18 protein-coding genes are annotated in these 17,028 nt (G+C 61.9%); 15 read left to right on the forward strand and 3 right to left on the reverse strand.

What is annotated here, in order from left to right:
• Nucleotides 1-412 precede the first annotated feature (412 nt).
• The 12 genes from KW840_RS15515 to KW840_RS15570 all read left to right on the forward strand — a co-directional run bounded on the left by KW840_RS15515 (nt 413) and on the right by KW840_RS15570 (nt 11,658).
• Nucleotides 413-772: a DUF6124 family protein gene (locus KW840_RS15515; protein ID WP_154861394.1), complete on the forward strand. Its 360-nt coding sequence runs from the start codon at nt 413-415 to the stop codon at nt 770-772.
• Nucleotides 773-1,025: 253 nt separating this feature from the next.
• Nucleotides 1,026-1,922 (forward strand): VOC family protein, encoded by an 897-nt coding sequence (locus KW840_RS15520; protein ID WP_057714072.1) that lies wholly within the window; start codon nt 1,026-1,028, stop codon nt 1,920-1,922.
• An 11-nt stretch (nt 1,923-1,933) separates the two neighbouring features.
• Nucleotides 1,934-2,815, forward strand: coding sequence for a CoA transferase subunit A (locus tag KW840_RS15525; RefSeq protein ID WP_218496126.1), 882 nt, complete (start codon nt 1,934-1,936; stop codon nt 2,813-2,815).
• A gap of 12 nt (nt 2,816-2,827) precedes the next feature.
• On the forward strand, nt 2,828-3,616 hold the full coding sequence (locus KW840_RS15530) for a CoA-transferase subunit beta (protein ID WP_218496128.1): 789 nt from the start codon (nt 2,828-2,830) through the stop codon (nt 3,614-3,616).
• A 23-nt stretch (nt 3,617-3,639) separates the two neighbouring features.
• Complete coding sequence (locus tag KW840_RS15535; RefSeq protein WP_046043072.1) at nt 3,640-4,512, forward strand: enoyl-CoA hydratase; 873 nt, start codon at nt 3,640-3,642, stop codon at nt 4,510-4,512.
• 2 nt (nt 4,513-4,514) lie between these two features.
• Complete coding sequence (locus tag KW840_RS15540; RefSeq protein WP_057714076.1) at nt 4,515-5,582, forward strand: nitronate monooxygenase family protein; 1,068 nt, start codon at nt 4,515-4,517, stop codon at nt 5,580-5,582.
• Nucleotides 5,583-5,591: 9 nt separating this feature from the next.
• On the forward strand, nt 5,592-6,347 hold the full coding sequence (locus KW840_RS15545) for an enoyl-CoA hydratase family protein (protein WP_090456721.1): 756 nt from the start codon (nt 5,592-5,594) through the stop codon (nt 6,345-6,347).
• Between the two features lie 10 nt (nt 6,348-6,357).
• A complete protein-coding gene (locus KW840_RS15550; RefSeq protein WP_057714078.1) occupies nt 6,358-7,524 on the forward strand; it encodes an acyl-CoA dehydrogenase family protein in 1,167 nt (388 codons plus the stop codon).
• Between the two features lie 10 nt (nt 7,525-7,534).
• Entirely contained in the window at nt 7,535-8,590 is a 1,056-nt protein-coding gene (locus KW840_RS15555) for an acyl-CoA dehydrogenase family protein (protein ID WP_218496139.1), read from the forward strand.
• Nucleotides 8,591-8,757: 167 nt separating this feature from the next.
• Complete coding sequence (locus KW840_RS15560; protein ID WP_057714080.1) at nt 8,758-9,906, forward strand: acetyl-CoA C-acetyltransferase; 1,149 nt, start codon at nt 8,758-8,760, stop codon at nt 9,904-9,906.
• Nucleotides 9,907-10,068: 162 nt separating this feature from the next.
• The gene (locus tag KW840_RS15565; protein ID WP_218496141.1) at nt 10,069-10,944 is read left to right on the forward strand and encodes an SDR family oxidoreductase; all 876 of its coding nucleotides are present in this window, start codon (nt 10,069-10,071) and stop codon (nt 10,942-10,944) included.
• Nucleotides 10,945-11,148: 204 nt separating this feature from the next.
• Nucleotides 11,149-11,658 (forward strand): DUF1993 family protein, encoded by a 510-nt coding sequence (locus KW840_RS15570; RefSeq protein ID WP_057714082.1) that lies wholly within the window; start codon nt 11,149-11,151, stop codon nt 11,656-11,658.
• Nucleotides 11,659-11,847: 189 nt separating this feature from the next.
• Here the strand turns inward: KW840_RS15570 and sstT are convergent, their stop codons facing one another.
• Nucleotides 11,848-13,080, reverse strand: coding sequence for a serine/threonine transporter SstT (sstT, locus tag KW840_RS15575; RefSeq protein ID WP_218496142.1), 1,233 nt, complete (start codon nt 13,078-13,080; stop codon nt 11,848-11,850).
• Between the two features lie 452 nt (nt 13,081-13,532).
• On the opposite strand from sstT, the gene KW840_RS15580 reads away from it, so the two are divergent.
• Nucleotides 13,533-14,687 carry an MFS transporter gene (locus KW840_RS15580; protein ID WP_057714084.1) on the forward strand — a complete coding sequence of 385 codons (1,155 nt, stop codon included), beginning with the start codon at nt 13,533-13,535 and terminating at the stop codon, nt 14,685-14,687.
• A 5-nt stretch (nt 14,688-14,692) separates the two neighbouring features.
• Here KW840_RS15580 and nhaR read toward each other — a convergent pair whose 3' ends face one another.
• Nucleotides 14,693-15,592, reverse strand: coding sequence for a transcriptional activator NhaR (gene nhaR / locus KW840_RS15585; RefSeq protein WP_218496144.1), 900 nt, complete (start codon nt 15,590-15,592; stop codon nt 14,693-14,695).
• Nucleotides 15,593-15,727: 135 nt separating this feature from the next.
• Here nhaR and KW840_RS15590 point away from each other — a divergent pair, with 135 nt between their 5' ends.
• Both KW840_RS15590 and KW840_RS15595 read left to right on the forward strand, forming a co-directional pair.
• Nucleotides 15,728-15,970: a hypothetical protein gene (locus tag KW840_RS15590; RefSeq protein ID WP_102672741.1), complete on the forward strand. Its 243-nt coding sequence runs from the start codon at nt 15,728-15,730 to the stop codon at nt 15,968-15,970.
• A 29-nt stretch (nt 15,971-15,999) separates the two neighbouring features.
• On the forward strand, nt 16,000-16,749 hold the full coding sequence (locus tag KW840_RS15595; RefSeq protein ID WP_090456707.1) for a TerC family protein: 750 nt from the start codon (nt 16,000-16,002) through the stop codon (nt 16,747-16,749).
• 78 nt (nt 16,750-16,827) lie between these two features.
• Here the strand turns inward: KW840_RS15595 and KW840_RS15600 are convergent, their stop codons facing one another.
• A complete protein-coding gene (locus tag KW840_RS15600; RefSeq protein WP_218496146.1) occupies nt 16,828-16,995 on the reverse strand; it encodes a hypothetical protein in 168 nt (55 codons plus the stop codon).
• Nucleotides 16,996-17,028 lie beyond the last annotated feature (33 nt).

Below are 17,028 nucleotides of genomic sequence, written 5' to 3' on the forward strand. Positions count from 1 at the left end.
TCGATGTTGAGTGGTATGGCCCCATCGCGAGCAAGCTCGCTCCCACAGGTTTTTGGGTTGTTAAACGAAGTCTGTTTAACGGCTGTCAGTGTTACTTGATGAAAGCTACACCGCCTTGCGTCGTTGCCTACAGGTACGCCAGAATCCGCCGGCTTGTGCGCCTTGGGGCCGCTCGGTAACTTGATTCGCGTCACTGCCCATCAGTGATCGGGTTTAGTCGCCCGTGGTCAATCGAAGCGCATCTGCATCCAGACAGTCAGGTCATTTCATACCTGCACTTTATGGTAGCTGTGCGCAGGGCGCCTTTGGGCGCGCCGGTTTCGATTCTCCCCGGTCGACTAACCTGCGTACAGCTGCCACCTCTCGTTTAGTCGCAAGTCGGTGACGGCTCCAAATTATTGGAGAGTCGTAAATGTTCAAGGTAACGCCAAACCCGCCGGACACCGATCCGGCATCCCCGTACGAGCCCGATTCCAAAAAACTCAACGAGGCCGCCGAGCCTGCCCTCGCTTACCACTTCCCCTCGACAGCCGACATCAAAGCCACTCCTCGAACAATCAGCACACTGTTTACCGTCGACCCTGACGCTACGACCGAAACCCTGGTGGTCTATCTCGTCGAGACGTTGGCCTCGGTGGATGTGATGGTGCATCAACTGGTGGATCATCTGGAGGGCGGTGACCGTAATGCACTGCTGGGTATTTCCAATAGCGTAATGCTCGCCGAAATCACCGCGAATCGCGTGCTCGATCAAATCGAACCAGCTGCATAAACCCGCACCCCCCCCCTGTGGGAGCGAGCTTGCTCGCGATGAGGCCCTGTCATCCAGCATCTCTGTTGACTGACACACCGCCATTGCGAGCAAGCTCGCTCCCACAGGTTTTTCAGGTTCCGCGCCATCATTTCCGCTAGTCCCATTGGACGATGTTGCCCCTGCCCGAACCCGTTTGAATAGGCCCTACATAAAGTCTCCCCCGGCAGTCGCCGAAGGGCGGCACCGCCTGAGAAAAACGAGGAGTGCATCCATGGATATCCGTGGTCTGGGTTACGTCACCCTGTTATCCAGCGATCTGGCGCAATGGCGCCACTACGCAAGCCAGGTGCTGGGCATGATGGTCATCGGATCTGATGACGACGCGCACCTGTACCTGAAGATGGACGAGCGCCACTACCGCATCCTGGTGCAGAAGAACGTCGAGAACGGCTTCGGTGCCTGCGGCTGGGAAGTGGCCGGCAAGGCGGCGCTGGAACAGGCGGTCAGCGAGTTGCAACAGGCCGATGTGCAAGTGACCCGTGGTACCGCGGCCGAGGCCGAGCTGCGCAAGGTCCAGGAGCTGGTGCACTTCAGCGACCCGGATGGCAACCGTCACGAAATCTTCTGGGGCCCGTTGCAGGACTTCGCCCGTTTCGTCTCGCCGGTGGGCGTCAAAGGGTTCGTTACCAACGAACTGGGCATGGGCCACGTAGTGCTGCCGGCACCTGCCTTCGAGCGCTGCCGCGACTTCTACGAGCAGGTGCTGGGTTTTGGCCTGTCGGACCTGATGAAAGTGCGCTTCACCCCGGACCCGGCCGAGCCGCAAAAACGTATTCACTTTCTGCACTGCAACAACGGCCGCCACCACTCGCTGGCGATTTTCGAGTGCCCGATGCCCCACGGCTGCGTGCACATGATGGTCGAGGTCAACGCGCTGGACGAAGTCGGCCGCGCCCTGGACCGCGTCCACGCCAATGGCGTGAAGCTGTCGGCCACCCTCGGTCAGCACACCAACGACCAGATGATTTCTTTCTATATCAAGACCCCGTCCGGGTTTGACCTGGAATACGGCTGCGATGGCCTGGTGGTCGACTGGGACCGCCACACGCCGTTCGAAAGCACCGTGGTCAGCCACTGGGGCCACGACTTCAGTGTCGGTCGCCAATGAGGAACATGACGATGGACAAGCAAATGACCACCGCCGAGATCGTCGGCCAACTGCGTGACGGCATGACCATCGGTATCGGTGGCTGGGGCCCGCGGCGCAAGCCGATGGCGCTGGTGCGCGAGATTCTGCGCTCGGACCTCAAGGACCTGACCGTGGTTGCCTACGGCGGTGCCGATGTCGGCATGCTCTGCGCGGCCGGCAAGATCAAGAAACTGGTGTTCGCCTTCGTTTCCCTGGACTTTATTCCGCTGGAACCGTACTTCCGCAAGGCGCGCCAGGAAGCGGCGCTGGAAGTGATGGAGATCGACGAAGGCATGCTGCTGCTCGGTCTGCGCGCGGCGGCGATGAATGTGCCGTTCATTCCGACGGCGGTGGGCCTGGGCACCGATGTGTTGCGCCACAACCGCCAGATCAAGTTGATCGCCTCGCCCTATGCCGATGGCAAGGACTGGGTGGCGATGCCGGCGCTCAAGCTCGACGCGGCGCTGGTGCACGTCGACCGTGCCGATAAACGCGGGGTGTGTCAGATCAGCGGTCCGGATCACTACATGGACGACCTGTTTGTGCGGGCCGCGACCCACAGCTACGTGACCTGCGATGAACTGGTCGACAGCGAGTATTTCCATCAGGACAGCGCCCACGCCCATCAAGTGTTCTGGGAACGCAACCTGACCACCGCCGTGGCCCATGTGCCGGGCGGGGCGCATCCGTCTTCGTGCGCGCCGCTGTACGGTTTCGACGTCGCGCACTTCAAGGCCTACAACGCCACGGTCCAGGCGGCCGATGGCTGGCAGGGCTATGTGCGCGACTACGTCGACTGCACCCACGAACAGTATCTGGAAAAGGTCGGCGGCCTGGCTGCGATCCGTGAACTGCCGTTGCCGATTTTCTAAGGGAACCTTCCGATGAGCACTACTGATTACAGCCTCGCCGAGTTGATGATCTGCGCGGCCTCCGAAGCCTGGCGCGAAGACGGCGAAGTATTGGCCTCCGGCATCGGCGTGATTCCGCGTCTGGCCGCTTCGCTGGCCATGCTGACCAGCAACCCGCAACTGCTGATGACCGACTCCGAAGCCTACATGGTTGCCGAGCCGGTGCCGTTGGGCGCGCGCAAAGGCTATGAACCCAAGCGCGACAGCTGGATGGGTTTCTCGCGGATTTTCGACAACGTCTGGGGCGGCAAGCGCCATGCCCTGGTGGGCCCGACCCAGATCGACCGCTTTGGCCAGGCCAACATTTCCTGCATCGGCGACTACGTCAAACCCAAGGCGCAGATGCTCGGTGTACGCGGTTTTCCCGGCAACTCGATCAGCCACGCCAACTCGTTTTGCGTGCCGAGCCACAACCGCCGGGTATTCGTCGAAGGCGAGGTCGATATGGTCGCCTCGGTCGGCTACAACCCGGCCCGACTGGCACGGGGCTGGTCGCTGAACGACATCGACATCCGCCTGATCATCACCGACCTCTGCGTGCTGGATTTCCAGGGCCCGCAACGGCAGATGCGCATCCGTTCGCTGCACCCCGGCGTGACGGCGGCGCAAGTCCAGGACAACACCGGCTTCGAGCTGCACGTGCCGGACGATTGCCCGACCACTGCCGCGCCGACGGCCGAGCAGTTGCAGCTGATCCAGCGTCTGGACCCGCACAACCTGCGCGCCCTGCAACTCAAAGACAACCCGCCAGGCCAACGCTGAGCAACGCGTTGCGGAGAAAAGTGATGGCTGAACATAACGATAACAATCAGGCCGAGGTGGTGCTGTACGAGGTGCGTGGCGCGGTGGCCCTTGTCACCATGAACCGCCCCGAGTTCCACAACGCGCAGAACTCGCAGATGACCTATGCGCTGGACGCGGCGTTTCGCCGGGCCTGCGATGACGATGAAGTGAAGGTCATTGTGTTGCGTGGCGCCGGCAAGCATTTCTCCGCCGGGCATGACATCGGCACCCCGGGCCGCGACGTCGACAAGACGTTCGACCGCGCCAGCCTGTGGTACGACCATGTGAACAAACCGGGCGGCGAGTTTTTGTATGCCCGTGAGCAGGAAGTCTATCTGGGCATGTGCCGCCGTTGGCGCGAGATGCCCAAGCCGACCATCGCCATGGTCCAGGGCGCGTGCATTGCCGGTGGGTTGATGCTGGCCTGGGTCTGCGACCTGATCGTGGCCAGCGAGGATGCTTACTTCGCCGATCCGGTGGTGCGAATGGGCATTCCCGGGGTCGAGTATTTCGCCCACGTGCATGAACTCAATCCGCGCATCGCCAAGGAGTTCCTGTTCCTCGGCGAGCGCATGCCGGCACCGCGTGCCTATCAGATGGGCATGCTCAATCGGGTGGTTGCTCGCGACGAGCTGGAACAACAGACCCTCGACATCGCCGGGCGCATCGCACAGATGCCGCGCCTGGGCCTGCAGCTGAGCAAGCAGGCGGTGAACAACGCCGAAGACCTGATGGGCAAGCGCGCGACCATGGACATGGTGTTCGGTCTGCATCACTTCGCTCATGCCCACAACGAACTGGTGTCCGGCGACCGCCTCGGCGGCTACGACGCCAAGGCCATGGCCAGTTCCCAGCGTAAAACGGGCGAGGCGTGAGCATGGCGATCTCGTTGAATACCCGTTTGACACAACTGCTCGGGTGCCGTTATCCGATCATCCAGACCGCCATGGGCTGGGTCGCCGACCCGAAACTGGTGGCGGCCACGGGCAATGCCGGTGGTTTCGGTTTCCTGGCCGGGGCGACCATCGAACCGCAGCAGATGGAAGCGGCGATTATCGAAACCCGGCGCCTGACCGATCAGCCGTTCGGGGTGAATTTCCACATGTACCAGGCCAACGCCGGCGAGATCGTCGAGTTGGTGTTGCGTCACAAAGTCCGGGCGGTCAGCTACAGCCGTTCGCCGGGCAAGCAAATGATCAGTCGCCTGAAGGACGCCGGCGTGGTGTGCATTCCCACGGTGGGCGCGCTCAAGCATGCGCAGAAAGCCGTGGAAATGGGCGCCGATGCGGTGACCGTACAGGGCGGCGAGGGCGGTGGGCATACCGGCTCCGTGCCGACCTCGATGCTGCTGGATCAAGTGGTAAATGCGGTGTCGGTGCCCGTGGTGGCGGCCGGCGGTTTCAAGGACGGCAGGGGCCTGGTTTCGGCCCTGGCCTACGGCGCCGAAGGCATCGCCATGGGTACGCGCTTCCTGATGTGCGCCGACAGCCCGGTGCCCCAGGCGACGCTTGCGCGTTATCTGGCGGTCAAGGACCCGGCGGCGATCATCATCAGCCGCGCCATCGACGGCATGCCGCAACGGATGATCCGCAACGAATTGCTTAACCAACTGGAAAACAGCGGCGGCCTCAAGCGCCTGTTGCTGGCATTGCGCAGTGGCCTGGCCTACCGCCGCCACACCGGCATGAGCCTGACCCAGTTGCTCGGCAGTGCCTTGAAGATGCGCGGCGCCGGGGAGCTGACCGCCGCGCAAAGCATCATGGCCGCCAACGCGCCGATGGTGATCCAGAAAGCCATGGTCGACGGGCAACCGGCCGCGGGCGTCTTGCCCGCCGGGCAAATCGCCGCCTCCATCGACAGCTTGCCCAGCTGCGCCCAATTGATTGAACAGATCGTCCGCGACGCCGAAGTGCGCCTGGGCGAGCTGTGCCGCCGTGTGTCGTAAGGGGAAAGCATGAAACCATTTAGCGTGAGTATCGATAACGGCATCGCGGAACTGGTGTTCGACCGGCCACCGGTCAACGCCTTCAACTGCCAGGGCTGGGCCGACATCGCCAGCGAAATCGAAAGCCTGGGGCGCAATGCCGAGGTGCGGGTGATCCTGATCCGGGCCGAAGGGCGCGGCTTCTGCGCCGGGGTCGATATCAAGGAACTGGCCGCCGACGGCAACCTGATAGTCGCCGTTAACAAGGGCAACTACGACAGCTTCAAGGCGATCCACCGCAATCCGAAACCGGTGATCGTCGCAGTGCACGGCTTCGTGCTGGGCGGCGGCATCGGCATCTGCGGCGCCGCCGACATCATCGTCGCGTCCGAGTGCGCCACCTTCGGCGTGCCGGAAGTGGATCGCGGGGCCATGGGCGGCGGTGCGCATTTGCAGCGGTTGTTCCCGGTGCAGAAAGTCCGCCACATGTACTTCACCGGCGAGGCCATCGACGCCGCCGAAGCTTACCGCCTGGGCGCGGTGGAGCGGGTGGTCAAGCGCGAAGACTTGCGCGAAGCCGCGTTGCAGATCGCCCGCACCATCGCCGCCAAGAGCCCGGGCATGATCAGCCTGGCCAAGGAAGCGCTGAGCGGCATCGAAGACGGCAATCTGGAAGACAAATACCGCTGGGAGCAGGGCTTCACCCTCGAAGCCTACCGCTCACTGGACTCTCAGGAAGCACGCGACTCGTTCGTCGAGAAACGCGATGCCCGATTCAACGGCTGAAGGCATATCCATGGACCTGACCTATACCCCGGCCCAGCAGGCCTTTCGCTTTGATGCGCGGACCTGGCTGGCGGCCAATGTACCGAGTGAACCGCTGCAATCGTTCGACACCGAGCAAGGTTTTGCCGAGCACCGCGCTTGGGAAGCCAAGCTCAATGAAGGCCGTTGGGGCATGGTCACCTGGCCGACCGAACTCGGCGGCCGTGGTTGCGACCTGATCGAGTGGCTGATTTTCGAAGAGGAATACTACCGTTCCGGGGCGCCGGCACGGGTCAACCAGAACGGCATCTTCCTGCTCGGCCCGACCCTGATGGAGTACGGCAGCGAAGAGCAGAAAGCGCGATTCCTGCCGCGCATGGCCACCGGCGAAGACATCTGGGCCCAGGCCTGGTCCGAGCCGGGTGCCGGTTCCGACATGGCGGCGATCCGCTCCAAGGCTGAGCGGGTGGGCGACCACTACGTGATCAACGGCCAGAAAACCTGGTCGACCCGTGCGGTGTGGGCTGACTGGGCGTTCGGTATTTTCCGCACCGACCCGCAGTCTCAGCGCCATCACGGCCTGACGTTCATCCTGCTGCCGCTGAACACGCCGGGGATCACCGTGCGGCCGATTCCGCAGCTCAATGGCTTGCCGGGTTTCGCCGAGATTTTCTTCGACGACGTCAAGGTGCCGGTGGAGAACGCCCTCGGTGGCGAAGGCATGGGCTGGCACGTGGCGATGTCCACCGCCGGTTTCGAGCGCGGTTTGCTGCTGCGCTCGCCTGCGCGTTTCCAGGAAACCGCCAAGCGCTTGGTGCAGTTGTACCTGGCCAACCGCGAGCAGGCCGACCGCGACCCGGCCATTGGCGAAGCAGTGATGCGCGCCTGGCTCGATGCCGAGGCCTACACCCTGGGCACCTACATGACCGCCTCGCAACTGGTGCAGGGCGGCAAGATCGGGCCGGAGTCGTCGACCAACAAGATCTTCTGGTCCGAACTCGACCAGCGCATGCACGACACCGCCATGAGTATTCTCGGTTTGCGTGGCGAGCTGCTGCCCCAAGCTCCGGCCGCCGGTGACGTCGGCCATTGGCTGGAAGGTTTCCTGTTTGCCCAGGCCGGGCCGATCTACGCCGGCACCAACGAGATCCAGCGCAACATCATTGCCGAACGCATGCTCGGCATGCCGCGTGCCTGAGGAGTAGACCATGGACTTTAGTTTCAGCCGCGACCAACTGCTGTTTCAGGACAACGTCCGCAGCTTCCTGATCAACGAAGTCACCCCGGAACGCATTCGCGAACTGTGGCAGAGCGACAGCGGGCGCAGTGAGCAACTCTGGGCGCAATTGGTGGAACTGGGCCTGACCGCCCTGACCGTGCCCGAGGCACAGGACGGCATGGGCATGAATGAGCTGGACTTCGTGCTGATTGCCCAGGAGTGCGGTTACGCCGGTCTGCCTGAGCCGCTGGTGGACACCATGCTGGTCGGCGTGCCGTTGCTCGCCGCCCTGGATGAGCAACACGCCCCGCTCAAACAAAAATGGCTGTCGCGAGTGGCCGAGGGCCGCGCGCGTCTCGCGGTTTCCGAGCCAGGTAATCCGCTGGTCAGCGATGCCCATGTCGCCGATCTGCTGTTGCTGGCCCGTGGCGATGAAGTGCACGCCCTGGAGCGTGATGCCGTGCGCCTGACCCGCAACGAGTCGGTCGACCCGAGCCGTCAGTTGTTCCAGGTCGAATGGACGCCAACGCCGGACACCTGTGTTGCCAGCGGTGAACAGGGCCGACGTTTGTGGGCCGCTGCCTTCAACCGTGGCGCCCTCGCCAGTGCCGCGCAATTGCTCGGACTGGCCAAGCGCATGGTCGACCTGGCGGTGGACTACACCTTCGAGCGCAAGCAGTTCGGCAAACCGGTGGGGTCGTTCCAGGCGGTCAAGCATTTGATGGCTAACGTCGCGGTGCAGATCGAGTTCGCTAAAGGCCCGCTGTATCGCGCCGCCTATGCGCTCGCAGAGCAGCAGGCAGATCAGGACGTATTCGTCTCCCACGCCAAGCTGGCAACGGCGGAAGCGGCCATGCTTGCGGCGAAGAACACCATCCAGGCCCACGGCGCCATGGGGTACACCTGGGAAGTCGACTTGCATCTGTTCATGAAGCGCGCCTGGGCGCTGGACAAGGTCTGGGGCGATCGCGGTGTGCACAAGGGGCGGATTCGCGCTGTGTTGCTGGACGGCAAGCCTGCGCTGGGTGCGGGCAGTACGTTCTAACCCGTCAGTAAGGGTGACTACATCCCTGTGGGAGCGAGCTTGCTCGCGATGGCGGCAGCACATTCAACATTTTTGTCGACTGAACTGACGCAATCGCGAGCAAGCTCGCGCCCACAGGTTTTTCGGCGCTCTTAATACCAGATTTCAATTTTTCACAGAGGTAGACCATGCCTGAAGCCTACATAGTCGACGCCCTGCGTACGCCCACCGGGCGGCGCAAGGGTGGTCTGAGCCAGATCCACGCCGCCGACCTGGGCGCCCACGTATTGCGCGCGCTGGTCGAGCGCAATGCCATTCCCGACGAGGATTACGACGACGTGATCTTCGGCTGTGTCGACACCATCGGCCCGCTGGCCGGTGACATCGCCCGCACCAGTTGGCTGGCGGCCGGCCTGTCGCAATCGGTGCCGGGCACCACCATCGATCGCCAGTGCGGCTCGTCCCAGCAAGCGGTGCACTTCGCCGCCCAGGCGGTGATGAGCGGGACTCAGGACGTGGTCATCGCCGGTGGCGTGCAGACCATGACCCAGATCCCGATTTCCTCGGCGATGATCGCCGCCGAGCCCTTGGGTTTCACTGATCCGTTCAGCGGTTCCGAAGGCTGGGTGCGGCGCTATGGCGCGCAACCACCGACGCAGTTCCGTTCGGCGCAGATGATCGCCGAAAAGTGGGACCTGTCCCGGGCACAACTTGAAGCCTATTCGCTTGAGTCCCATCGACGTGCCTTGCAGGCCATCGAGCAAGGCCGCTTCAACCGCGAGATCGTGCCGCTGGCCGGTGTGCTGCATGACGAAACCCCGCGCCAGACCAGCCTGGAAAAAATGGCCGAGCTGGAATTCCTGTTTGGCTGTGACCGGGTCACCGCCGCGGTGTCGAGCCAGACCTGCGACGCGGCCAGCGCGATGCTGATCGTCTCGGAGGCGGCGCTCAAGCGTTACGGCCTGACGCCACGGGCACGCATCCATCACCTGAGCGTGCGCGCCGAAGACCCGATCTGGATGCTCACCGCGCCGATCCCGGCCACCGCTTACGCACTCAAGCGCGCCGGCATGAAGCTCGAAGACATTGACCGTGTGGAGATCAACGAAGCCTTCGCCTCGGTGGCCATGGCCTGGTTGAAAGAGACTGGCTACCCCCACGAACAGACCAACGTCAATGGCGGCGCGATTGCCCTCGGACATCCATTGGGCGCCACCGGCACTCGCTTGATGTGCACCTTGCTGCATGAACTGGAGCGCAGCGGCGGACGCTTCGGCATGCAGACCATGTGCGAAGGCGGCGGTCAGGCCAACGTGACGATCATCGAACGCTTGTAAACCAGGATGTACACCGATCCTGTAGGAGCGAGCCTGCTCGCGATGGACTCAAGAACGACGCGGGCATTCAGATACCCCGCGTTTTCGTTAACGACCATCGCGAGCGGGCTCGCTCCTACAGGGAATTGTGTCGACCCGTGATGAATTTGAAGGATGTAGAACATGAAAATCTGTGAAAACCGTGTGGTGATCATCACCGGTGCCGGCGGTGGTCTGGGCCGTGCCTACGCGTTGGCCTTCGCCGCCGAAGGCGCAAAAGTAGTGGTCAACGACATCAATCGTGAAGCGGCGTTGGCCGTGGTCGGCGAAATCCTCGGCCAGGGCGGCAGTGCCGTGGCCAACAGCGACGACATCACCCGCTATGACTCGGCGGGCTTGATCGTGCGCCAGGCCATCGAAACCTTCGGCGACCTGAACGTGGTGGTCAACAACGCCGGCATCTGCCGCGACCGCATGTTCGCCAGCCTCAGTGAAGCCGATTGGGATGCCGTGGTGGCCGTGCACCTGAAGGGTCACTTCTGCATTTCCAGCCACGCCGTGAAGTACTGGCGTGAGCAGGCCAAGGGCGGCGCCAGGGTCGATGCGCGGATCATCAACACCAGCTCCGGCGCCGGTTTGCAGGGCTCCATCGGTCAGTCCAACTACGCGGCGGCCAAGGGCGGCATTGCTTCGCTGACGCTGGTGCAGGCGGCTGAACTGCGCCGCTACGGGATCACCGCCAACGCCCTGGCGCCAGCCGCGCGCACCGGGATGACCGAGCAAGTGTTCGCTGACACCATGAAAAAGCCTGAAGAGGGCTTTGACTACTTCGCCCCGGAAAACGTCGCGCCGCTGGTGGTGTGGCTCGGCTCCGAGGCTTCCGCCGAGGTGACCGGGCGGATGTTCGAAGTCGAGGGCGGCAAGTTGTCGATCGCCGACGGCTGGCGCCGTGGTCCGCAACTGGATCGTCAGGGCCGTTGGGCGGTCGGCGAGATGGGTGATGCCGTCGCTCAACTGATGACGCAGGCGGTTCCTGCGGCCAAAGTTTACGGCAGCTGAAAAAGACCGGTCTCGGGAGGCGTGTGCATGGCTATAATCGGCCCACGTTTCAACGCTGATCACCTGTAGGAGCGAGCTCGCTCGCGATGGACTCCAGCGCTACGCGTTTATTCAGACAGAACGCGTTATCGTTCACGTCCATTGCGAGCAAGCTCGCTCCCACAGGTTACCTGCGATCCCTCCAGTCACCACACGAGACCTGCCATGACCATTTCCCTGTACGACGCTTCCGTGCCTGTTTTCCAGCAAATGCTCAACGCCCTGAGCGATGTACTGAAAAAGGCCGAGGCTCACGCCACCGAAAAAAACATCGACCCTAACGCGTTCCTGCAAGCGCGCCTGTTCCCGGACATGTTCCCTCTGGTGCGTCAGGTGCAGATCGCCGTTGATTTCAGCAAGGGTGTTACCGGTCGTCTGGCTGAAGTCGAGCTGCCGAAGTACGACGACAGCGAAACCACCTTCGCCGAACTGCAAGCGTTGATTGCCAAGGCACTGGCCTTCATCGGCTCGATCAAGCCGGAGCAGATCAACGGCAAGGAAGGCATCGAGATCGTCACCCGTCCGGGCACGCCTAAAGAGAAGCGCTTCAGCGGCCAGTCCTACCTGCTGACCTACGGCCTGCCGCAGTTCTTCTTCCACATCACCACCACTTACGCACTGCTGCGCCATAACGGCGTGGAAGTGGGCAAGCGCGACTACATGGGCGCGTTCTAAACCGTTCGGGTACAAAAAAGCCCCCGGAGCCTTTGGCTGCGGGGGCTTTTTCATGGGGCCGCATTTTTCATTTACACCGCAGACCCCTGTGGGAGCGAGCTTGCTCGCGATAGCGGTGGGTCATTCAACTTTGATGTCGACTGACACTCCCTCATCGCGAGCAAGCTCGCTCCCACAGGGGCGGCGGGGTCAGGCCAGGCGTTCGGCTTTTTGCTCTTCACCCAGGCAAGCCGCCGCGGTGAACAGCACATCGGTGGACGAGTTGAGCGCGGTTTCCGCCGAGTCCTGCAACACGCCGATGATGAAACCGACCGCCACCACCTGCATGGCGATTTCGCTCGGAATGCCGAACAGGCTGCACGCCAGTGGAATCAGCAACAGCGAACCACCGGCTACACCGGAAGCACCGCAGGCGCAGATTGCCGCGACGACGCTCAGCAGGATCGCCGTCGGAACGTCCACGGTGATGCCGAGGGTGTGCACGGCCGCCAGGGTCAGTACGGTGATGGTGATCGCAGCACCCGCCATGTTGATGGTCGCGCCCAGCGGGATCGATACCGAGTAGGTGTCTTCGTGCAGGCCCAGACGCTTGCTCAACTCCAGGTTGACCGGAATGTTCGCCGCCGAGCTGCGGGTGAAGAACGCCGTGATGCCGCTCTCGCGCAGGCAGGTCAGCACCAGCGGGTACGGGTTGCGGCGCAGTTTCCAGAACACGATGAGCGGGTTCATCACCAGCGCCACGAACAGCATGCAGCCCAACAGCACGGCCAGCAGCTGCGCGTAGCCGATCAGCGCACCGAAGCCGGAAGTGGCGAGGGTCGAGGCCACCAGGCCGAAGATGCCCAGCGGGGCGAAGCTGATCACCAGGCGCACGATCACTGTCACGCCATTGGACAGGTCGCCCAGCACTTCACGGGTGGTGTCGCCGGCGTGGCGGATGGCAATACCCATACCGATGGCCCACGCCAGGATGCCGATGAAATTGGCATTCATCAGGGCGCTGACCGGATTATCGACCACGCTCAGCAACAGGCTTTGCAACACTTCGCCAATCCCGCCAGGCGCTGTGACCGCGACGTCCTGGGTCGACAGCACCAGGCTCGACGGGAACGTCATGCTGGCAACCACCGCCACAACGGCCGCGGCGAAAGTGCCCAGCAGATACAGGAACAGAATCGGCCGGATGTGGGTTTCCTGGCCGTGCTTGTGGTTGGCAATCGACGCCATGACCAGCACGAACACCAGGATCGGCGCGACGGCTTTGAGCGACGAGACAAACACTTTGCCGATGAACGCCGTGGACTTCGCCATGTCGGGGGCGATCAGCGCCAGGGCAATACCGGCGATCAGGCCGATCACGATCTGTGTGACCAGGCTCAGGCGTTTAAGGCGTTGCAATAGAGAAGGGGATGAAGCTGTCATAAAACGGCATCTCTGAATTTTTATAAGTGCATGGTTTCGTCGCAGTTGCAGCAACAAGCAGGGCAGGCCGCAGACCGGAAACCGGGAGGGGAATACAGGGTGTAGAACACCGCATTCCTTGTGGGAGCGAGCTTGCTCGCGATGTCGCTGGCACAGTCGACACTTGCGTTGTCTGACGGTCCGCCATCGCGAGCAAGTTCGCTCCCACAGGTTTTGCCCCTTAAATGATCGGCATTGATCACAGGGTGTACGTTTTTCAGGGCGCGGACTTTATCACAGCGCAGGAACGATCTTTCAGACCTGTGACGAACTGCCACCCTGGTCTTCAACGCGAATTGCAGGTTCGTGCAACCGCATCCGAAAACACTCTGTTAAGATTCGCCATCCTCATTTTCATGTCTGCCAGTGGGCCTTCGGGCTATCGCTGGTGTTTTCGTTTTCTGGAGTTTTGCATGCTGCTGCCCATTCTTCTGTTGTCCGCCGCCGGCTTCACGGTGCTGACCACGGAATTCATCATTGTTGGCCTGTTGCCGGCTATCGCCAGGGACCTGGAGGTCAGCATCCCGCAGGCCGGTTTGCTGGTGACCCTGTTCGCCTTCACCGTGGCCGCGTTCGGGCCGTTCCTGACGGCGTATTTCGCCCGCTTCGAGCGTCGCAAGTTGTTCATCTCGGTGCTGATCATGTTTGGCCTGGCCAACACGGTCGCGGCGCTGGCGCCGAACATCTGGGTGATGGCGTTTGCCCGCTTGATCCCGGCGCTGGGGTTGCCAGTGTTCTGGGCCTTGGCCAGCGAAACGGCGGTGGACATCGTCGGGCCGGATTACGCCGGTCGCGCCATCGCCAAGATCGGCTTCGGCATCGTTTGCGCCACGGTGTTCGGCATTCCCGTGGGCACGCTGATTTCCGATGCGTTCGGCTGGCGCAGTGCCTTCGCGATTCTGGCGGTCATCGCCTTTGCCAAGGCATTGCTGCTGTTTATCTATCTGCCGAAGACCAACCTGCACCAGCATCAGGTGAGCTTGCGGTCGCAGTTCAAGATCCTGCGCAGCCCGCTGATGCTCGGTCACGTGCTGCTGTCGGTGATTGTGTTCAGCGGCATGTTCACCGCGTACACCTATCTGGCGGACATCCTTGAGCGACTGGCCGGCTTCAACGGCACCGTGGTCGGCTGGTGCCTGATGGGCTTTGGTGCGGTCGGGCTGATCGGTAACTCCCTGGGTGGCCGTGCGGTGGATCGTCATCCGTTGATGGCGTCGATGATGTTCTGTGCGTTCATGATTGCCGGCCTGGTGGCGCTGGTGCCGAACATCCACTCGCCGCTGGGTCTGGCAGCAGCGATGGGCATCTGGGGCGTGACCCAGGCAGCGTTGTTCCTGGTCAGCCATGTGCGCCTGATGAAAGCTGCGCCCGAAGCGCCAGCGTTCGCCGCGTCGCTGAACATCGCCGGGGCCAACCTCGGTATCGGTCTGGGCGCGATGATCGGTGGCCGGGTAATCGACAGCGTCGGCCTGCAAGGCCTTGGCTTCGCTGCTGCGGCGTTCATCCTCGCCTCGATCCTGCTGGCCATTGCGCTGATGACCTTCAAGCCCCGGGAAGTCTGCGCCTGAGTGTCCTAAAACTCGGTAAACAGCTCGCGTCGGGCACCTTCGGTAATGGCGACAATGCCGGGGTGCTTGACCTTGCGTTCCACTGAGATGGCATAGAACGACTCGCTCACCGCGTCGGTCTGGCCGATCACCTGCACGCCATATTGGCGTCGCACCTCATCGGCAATCACGCTCGGGCCGATGAAGATCCCGCTGCCGGATTGGCCGAAGGCCTGCATCAGGGCGCTGTCGTCGAACTCGCCGACAATTTGCGGCTGGATCTGTTGCTCGGCAAACCACCGTTGCAAACGGCTGCGCACCACGGTTTCCGGCCCGGGAATCAATAGCGGCGCACCGTGCAGGTTGCGCGGAAAGTCGTGACCGTAACGGGCCGCCAGCTCTGGGGTGGCGAAGAAGCTGATCCCGCACTCACCGAGTTTCTGGCTGTAGCCCTTGATGTCCAGGTGCGATGGCATCGGGCTGTCGGATATCACCAGGTCCAGGCGCTGGATCGCCAGGTCGGCCAACAAACGTTCAAGCTTGTCTTCGCGACAAGTGATTCGCAGCGGTTCGTTCAGCTCCATTGTCGGTGCAATCAGGCGATAGACGATGGACTTGGGCACCACGTCGGCCACGCCGACGCGAAACAGGATCTGCTGCTCATTGGGTTGTGCCCGCAGCATCAGTTCCAGTTCGCCACCCAGCTGGAACATTTGTTCGGCGTAGGGCAGTGCCTGCCGGCCGGCCTCAGTGAGTTCGAGTTGCCGTCCGACACGCCGAAACAACTCGATGCCAAAGGTCTGTTCCAGTAATGAAATCTGCCCACTGATGGTTTGCGGCGTGAGATTGAGCTGCTCACAGGCGCGCACGATGCTGCCGGTCTTGGCCACCACCCAGAAGTAATGCAATTGCCGATAGTTGAGCATGGCGATCTACAGTTCGTAAAAACCGAAGTATAGCCGCTGAAAATACGAATTTTCCTGAAGTATTCACTTCCCTAGAATGCATCGCTATCAACGGGCCATCGTTTAGGTCCCGTTCGTTCTATCGAGGAAAGCATCATGAAGCTTAAAGCCACGGCATTGCTGATCACGTCTTTACTGGTACTGGCCGGTTGCGACCAAGCCGAGAAAAGCGCGCAACAATTGATGGGCAAGGCTGCCGAAAGCGCCAAACAGGCGATTGACGATACCCATAAGGCCGCCGAGCAAGCACTCAGTGACGCCACCAGCGGGTTGATCAGCAAGAAAGAATCATCGGAAAAAGACTCGGAAAAAACCGAATCTTCCTCCCAGGAAATCTAAACCGTATTACAACGAGTCAGGACTGACCCATGGACTACCTTTTACAACTTGCCGCCAGCCCCACCGCCTGGGTCGCCCTTGCCACCCTGATCGTGATGGAGATCGTGCTCGGCATCGATAACCTGATCTTCATCTCGATCCTGACCAACAAGCTGCCCTTGCACAATCGACAGCGGGCACGGCGCATCGGTATCGGCATGGCGTTGATCCTGCGTCTGGGCTTGCTGAGCACCATCGCGTTCATCGTCCAGTTGACCAATCCGGTGATCGAGATTCTCGGCCACGCGTTTTCCTGGAAAGACATGATCCTGATTGCCGGTGGCCTGTTCCTGTTGTGGAAGGCGACCACCGAGATCCATCACAGCATGGACCCGGCACCGGAAGATCCGAAGTCGGCGACCTCGACCGTGACCCTGGGCTTCGCGGCCGCGATCGGTCAGATCCTGATGCTGGATATGGTGTTCTCCATCGACAGCATCATTACCGCTGTCGGCATGACCGAGCATTTGCCGATCATGGTCATCGCGGTGGTGGTGTCGGTACTGGTGATGTTGCTGGCGGCTGATCCGCTGGCCAAGTTCATCAACGACAACCCTACAGTGGTGATGCTGGCCCTGGGCTTCCTGATCATGATCGGCATGACGCTGATTGCCGAAGGCTTTGGCGCCCATGTACCGAAAGGCTACGTCTATGCGGCCATGGCATTCTCGGCTGCGATCGAGGTGTTGAACATGATGTCCCGTCGCTCCAGGCAGAAGCGGGTTGCCACTGAAGTCTGACCGCCGCTAAAAGAAACGGCCGCCTGAACTCGAAGGAGTGCAGGCGGCCGTTTTTGTTGGTCTCGGATAAAGGTGGTGTCAGTGAGCGTTGGCGTGCTGGCTCGGTGCCTTGTCCGCATCTTGCGCAGGCGCCGGCTGGACAGGGTGATGGTGGCGGCGAGTAATGCGCAGCACGCCCCACAGCATGGCGGCGGCTACCGCCAGCCAGCCGCAAACCAACATTACAATGATCATGGTCAGGCTCATCGGTGCCTCCTCTTTGCCCTTCAATGGGCACTC

Origin of the sequence: Pseudomonas sp. PDM30 (genome assembly GCF_019218985.1) — a bacterium.
In the GTDB taxonomy this organism is placed as follows: domain Bacteria; phylum Pseudomonadota; class Gammaproteobacteria; order Pseudomonadales; family Pseudomonadaceae; genus Aquipseudomonas; species Aquipseudomonas jessenii.

Coding starts and splice junctions, on each gene's coding strand:
- KW840_RS15530 (WP_218496128.1), top strand. CDS start 2,828: ATGAGCACTACTGATTACAGCCTCGCCGAGTTGATGATCTGCGCGGCC.
- KW840_RS15550 (WP_057714078.1), top strand. CDS start 6,358: ATGGACCTGACCTATACCCCGGCCCAGCAGGCCTTTCGCTTTGATGCG.
- KW840_RS15525 (WP_218496126.1), top strand. CDS start 1,934: ATGGACAAGCAAATGACCACCGCCGAGATCGTCGGCCAACTGCGTGAC.
- KW840_RS15560 (WP_057714080.1), top strand. CDS start 8,758: ATGCCTGAAGCCTACATAGTCGACGCCCTGCGTACGCCCACCGGGCGG.
- KW840_RS15570 (WP_057714082.1), top strand. CDS start 11,149: ATGACCATTTCCCTGTACGACGCTTCCGTGCCTGTTTTCCAGCAAATG.
- KW840_RS15515 (WP_154861394.1), top strand. CDS start 413: ATGTTCAAGGTAACGCCAAACCCGCCGGACACCGATCCGGCATCCCCG.
- nhaR (WP_218496144.1), bottom strand. CDS start 15,592: ATGCTCAACTATCGGCAATTGCATTACTTCTGGGTGGTGGCCAAGACC.
- sstT (WP_218496142.1), bottom strand. CDS start 13,080: ATGACAGCTTCATCCCCTTCTCTATTGCAACGCCTTAAACGCCTGAGC.
- KW840_RS15545 (WP_090456721.1), top strand. CDS start 5,592: ATGAAACCATTTAGCGTGAGTATCGATAACGGCATCGCGGAACTGGTG.
- KW840_RS15540 (WP_057714076.1), top strand. CDS start 4,515: ATGGCGATCTCGTTGAATACCCGTTTGACACAACTGCTCGGGTGCCGT.
- KW840_RS15595 (WP_090456707.1), top strand. CDS start 16,000: ATGGACTACCTTTTACAACTTGCCGCCAGCCCCACCGCCTGGGTCGCC.
- KW840_RS15565 (WP_218496141.1), top strand. CDS start 10,069: ATGAAAATCTGTGAAAACCGTGTGGTGATCATCACCGGTGCCGGCGGT.
- KW840_RS15590 (WP_102672741.1), top strand. CDS start 15,728: ATGAAGCTTAAAGCCACGGCATTGCTGATCACGTCTTTACTGGTACTG.
- KW840_RS15580 (WP_057714084.1), top strand. CDS start 13,533: ATGCTGCTGCCCATTCTTCTGTTGTCCGCCGCCGGCTTCACGGTGCTG.
- KW840_RS15600 (WP_218496146.1), bottom strand. CDS start 16,995: ATGAGCCTGACCATGATCATTGTAATGTTGGTTTGCGGCTGGCTGGCG.
- KW840_RS15520 (WP_057714072.1), top strand. CDS start 1,026: ATGGATATCCGTGGTCTGGGTTACGTCACCCTGTTATCCAGCGATCTG.
- KW840_RS15535 (WP_046043072.1), top strand. CDS start 3,640: ATGGCTGAACATAACGATAACAATCAGGCCGAGGTGGTGCTGTACGAG.
- KW840_RS15555 (WP_218496139.1), top strand. CDS start 7,535: ATGGACTTTAGTTTCAGCCGCGACCAACTGCTGTTTCAGGACAACGTC.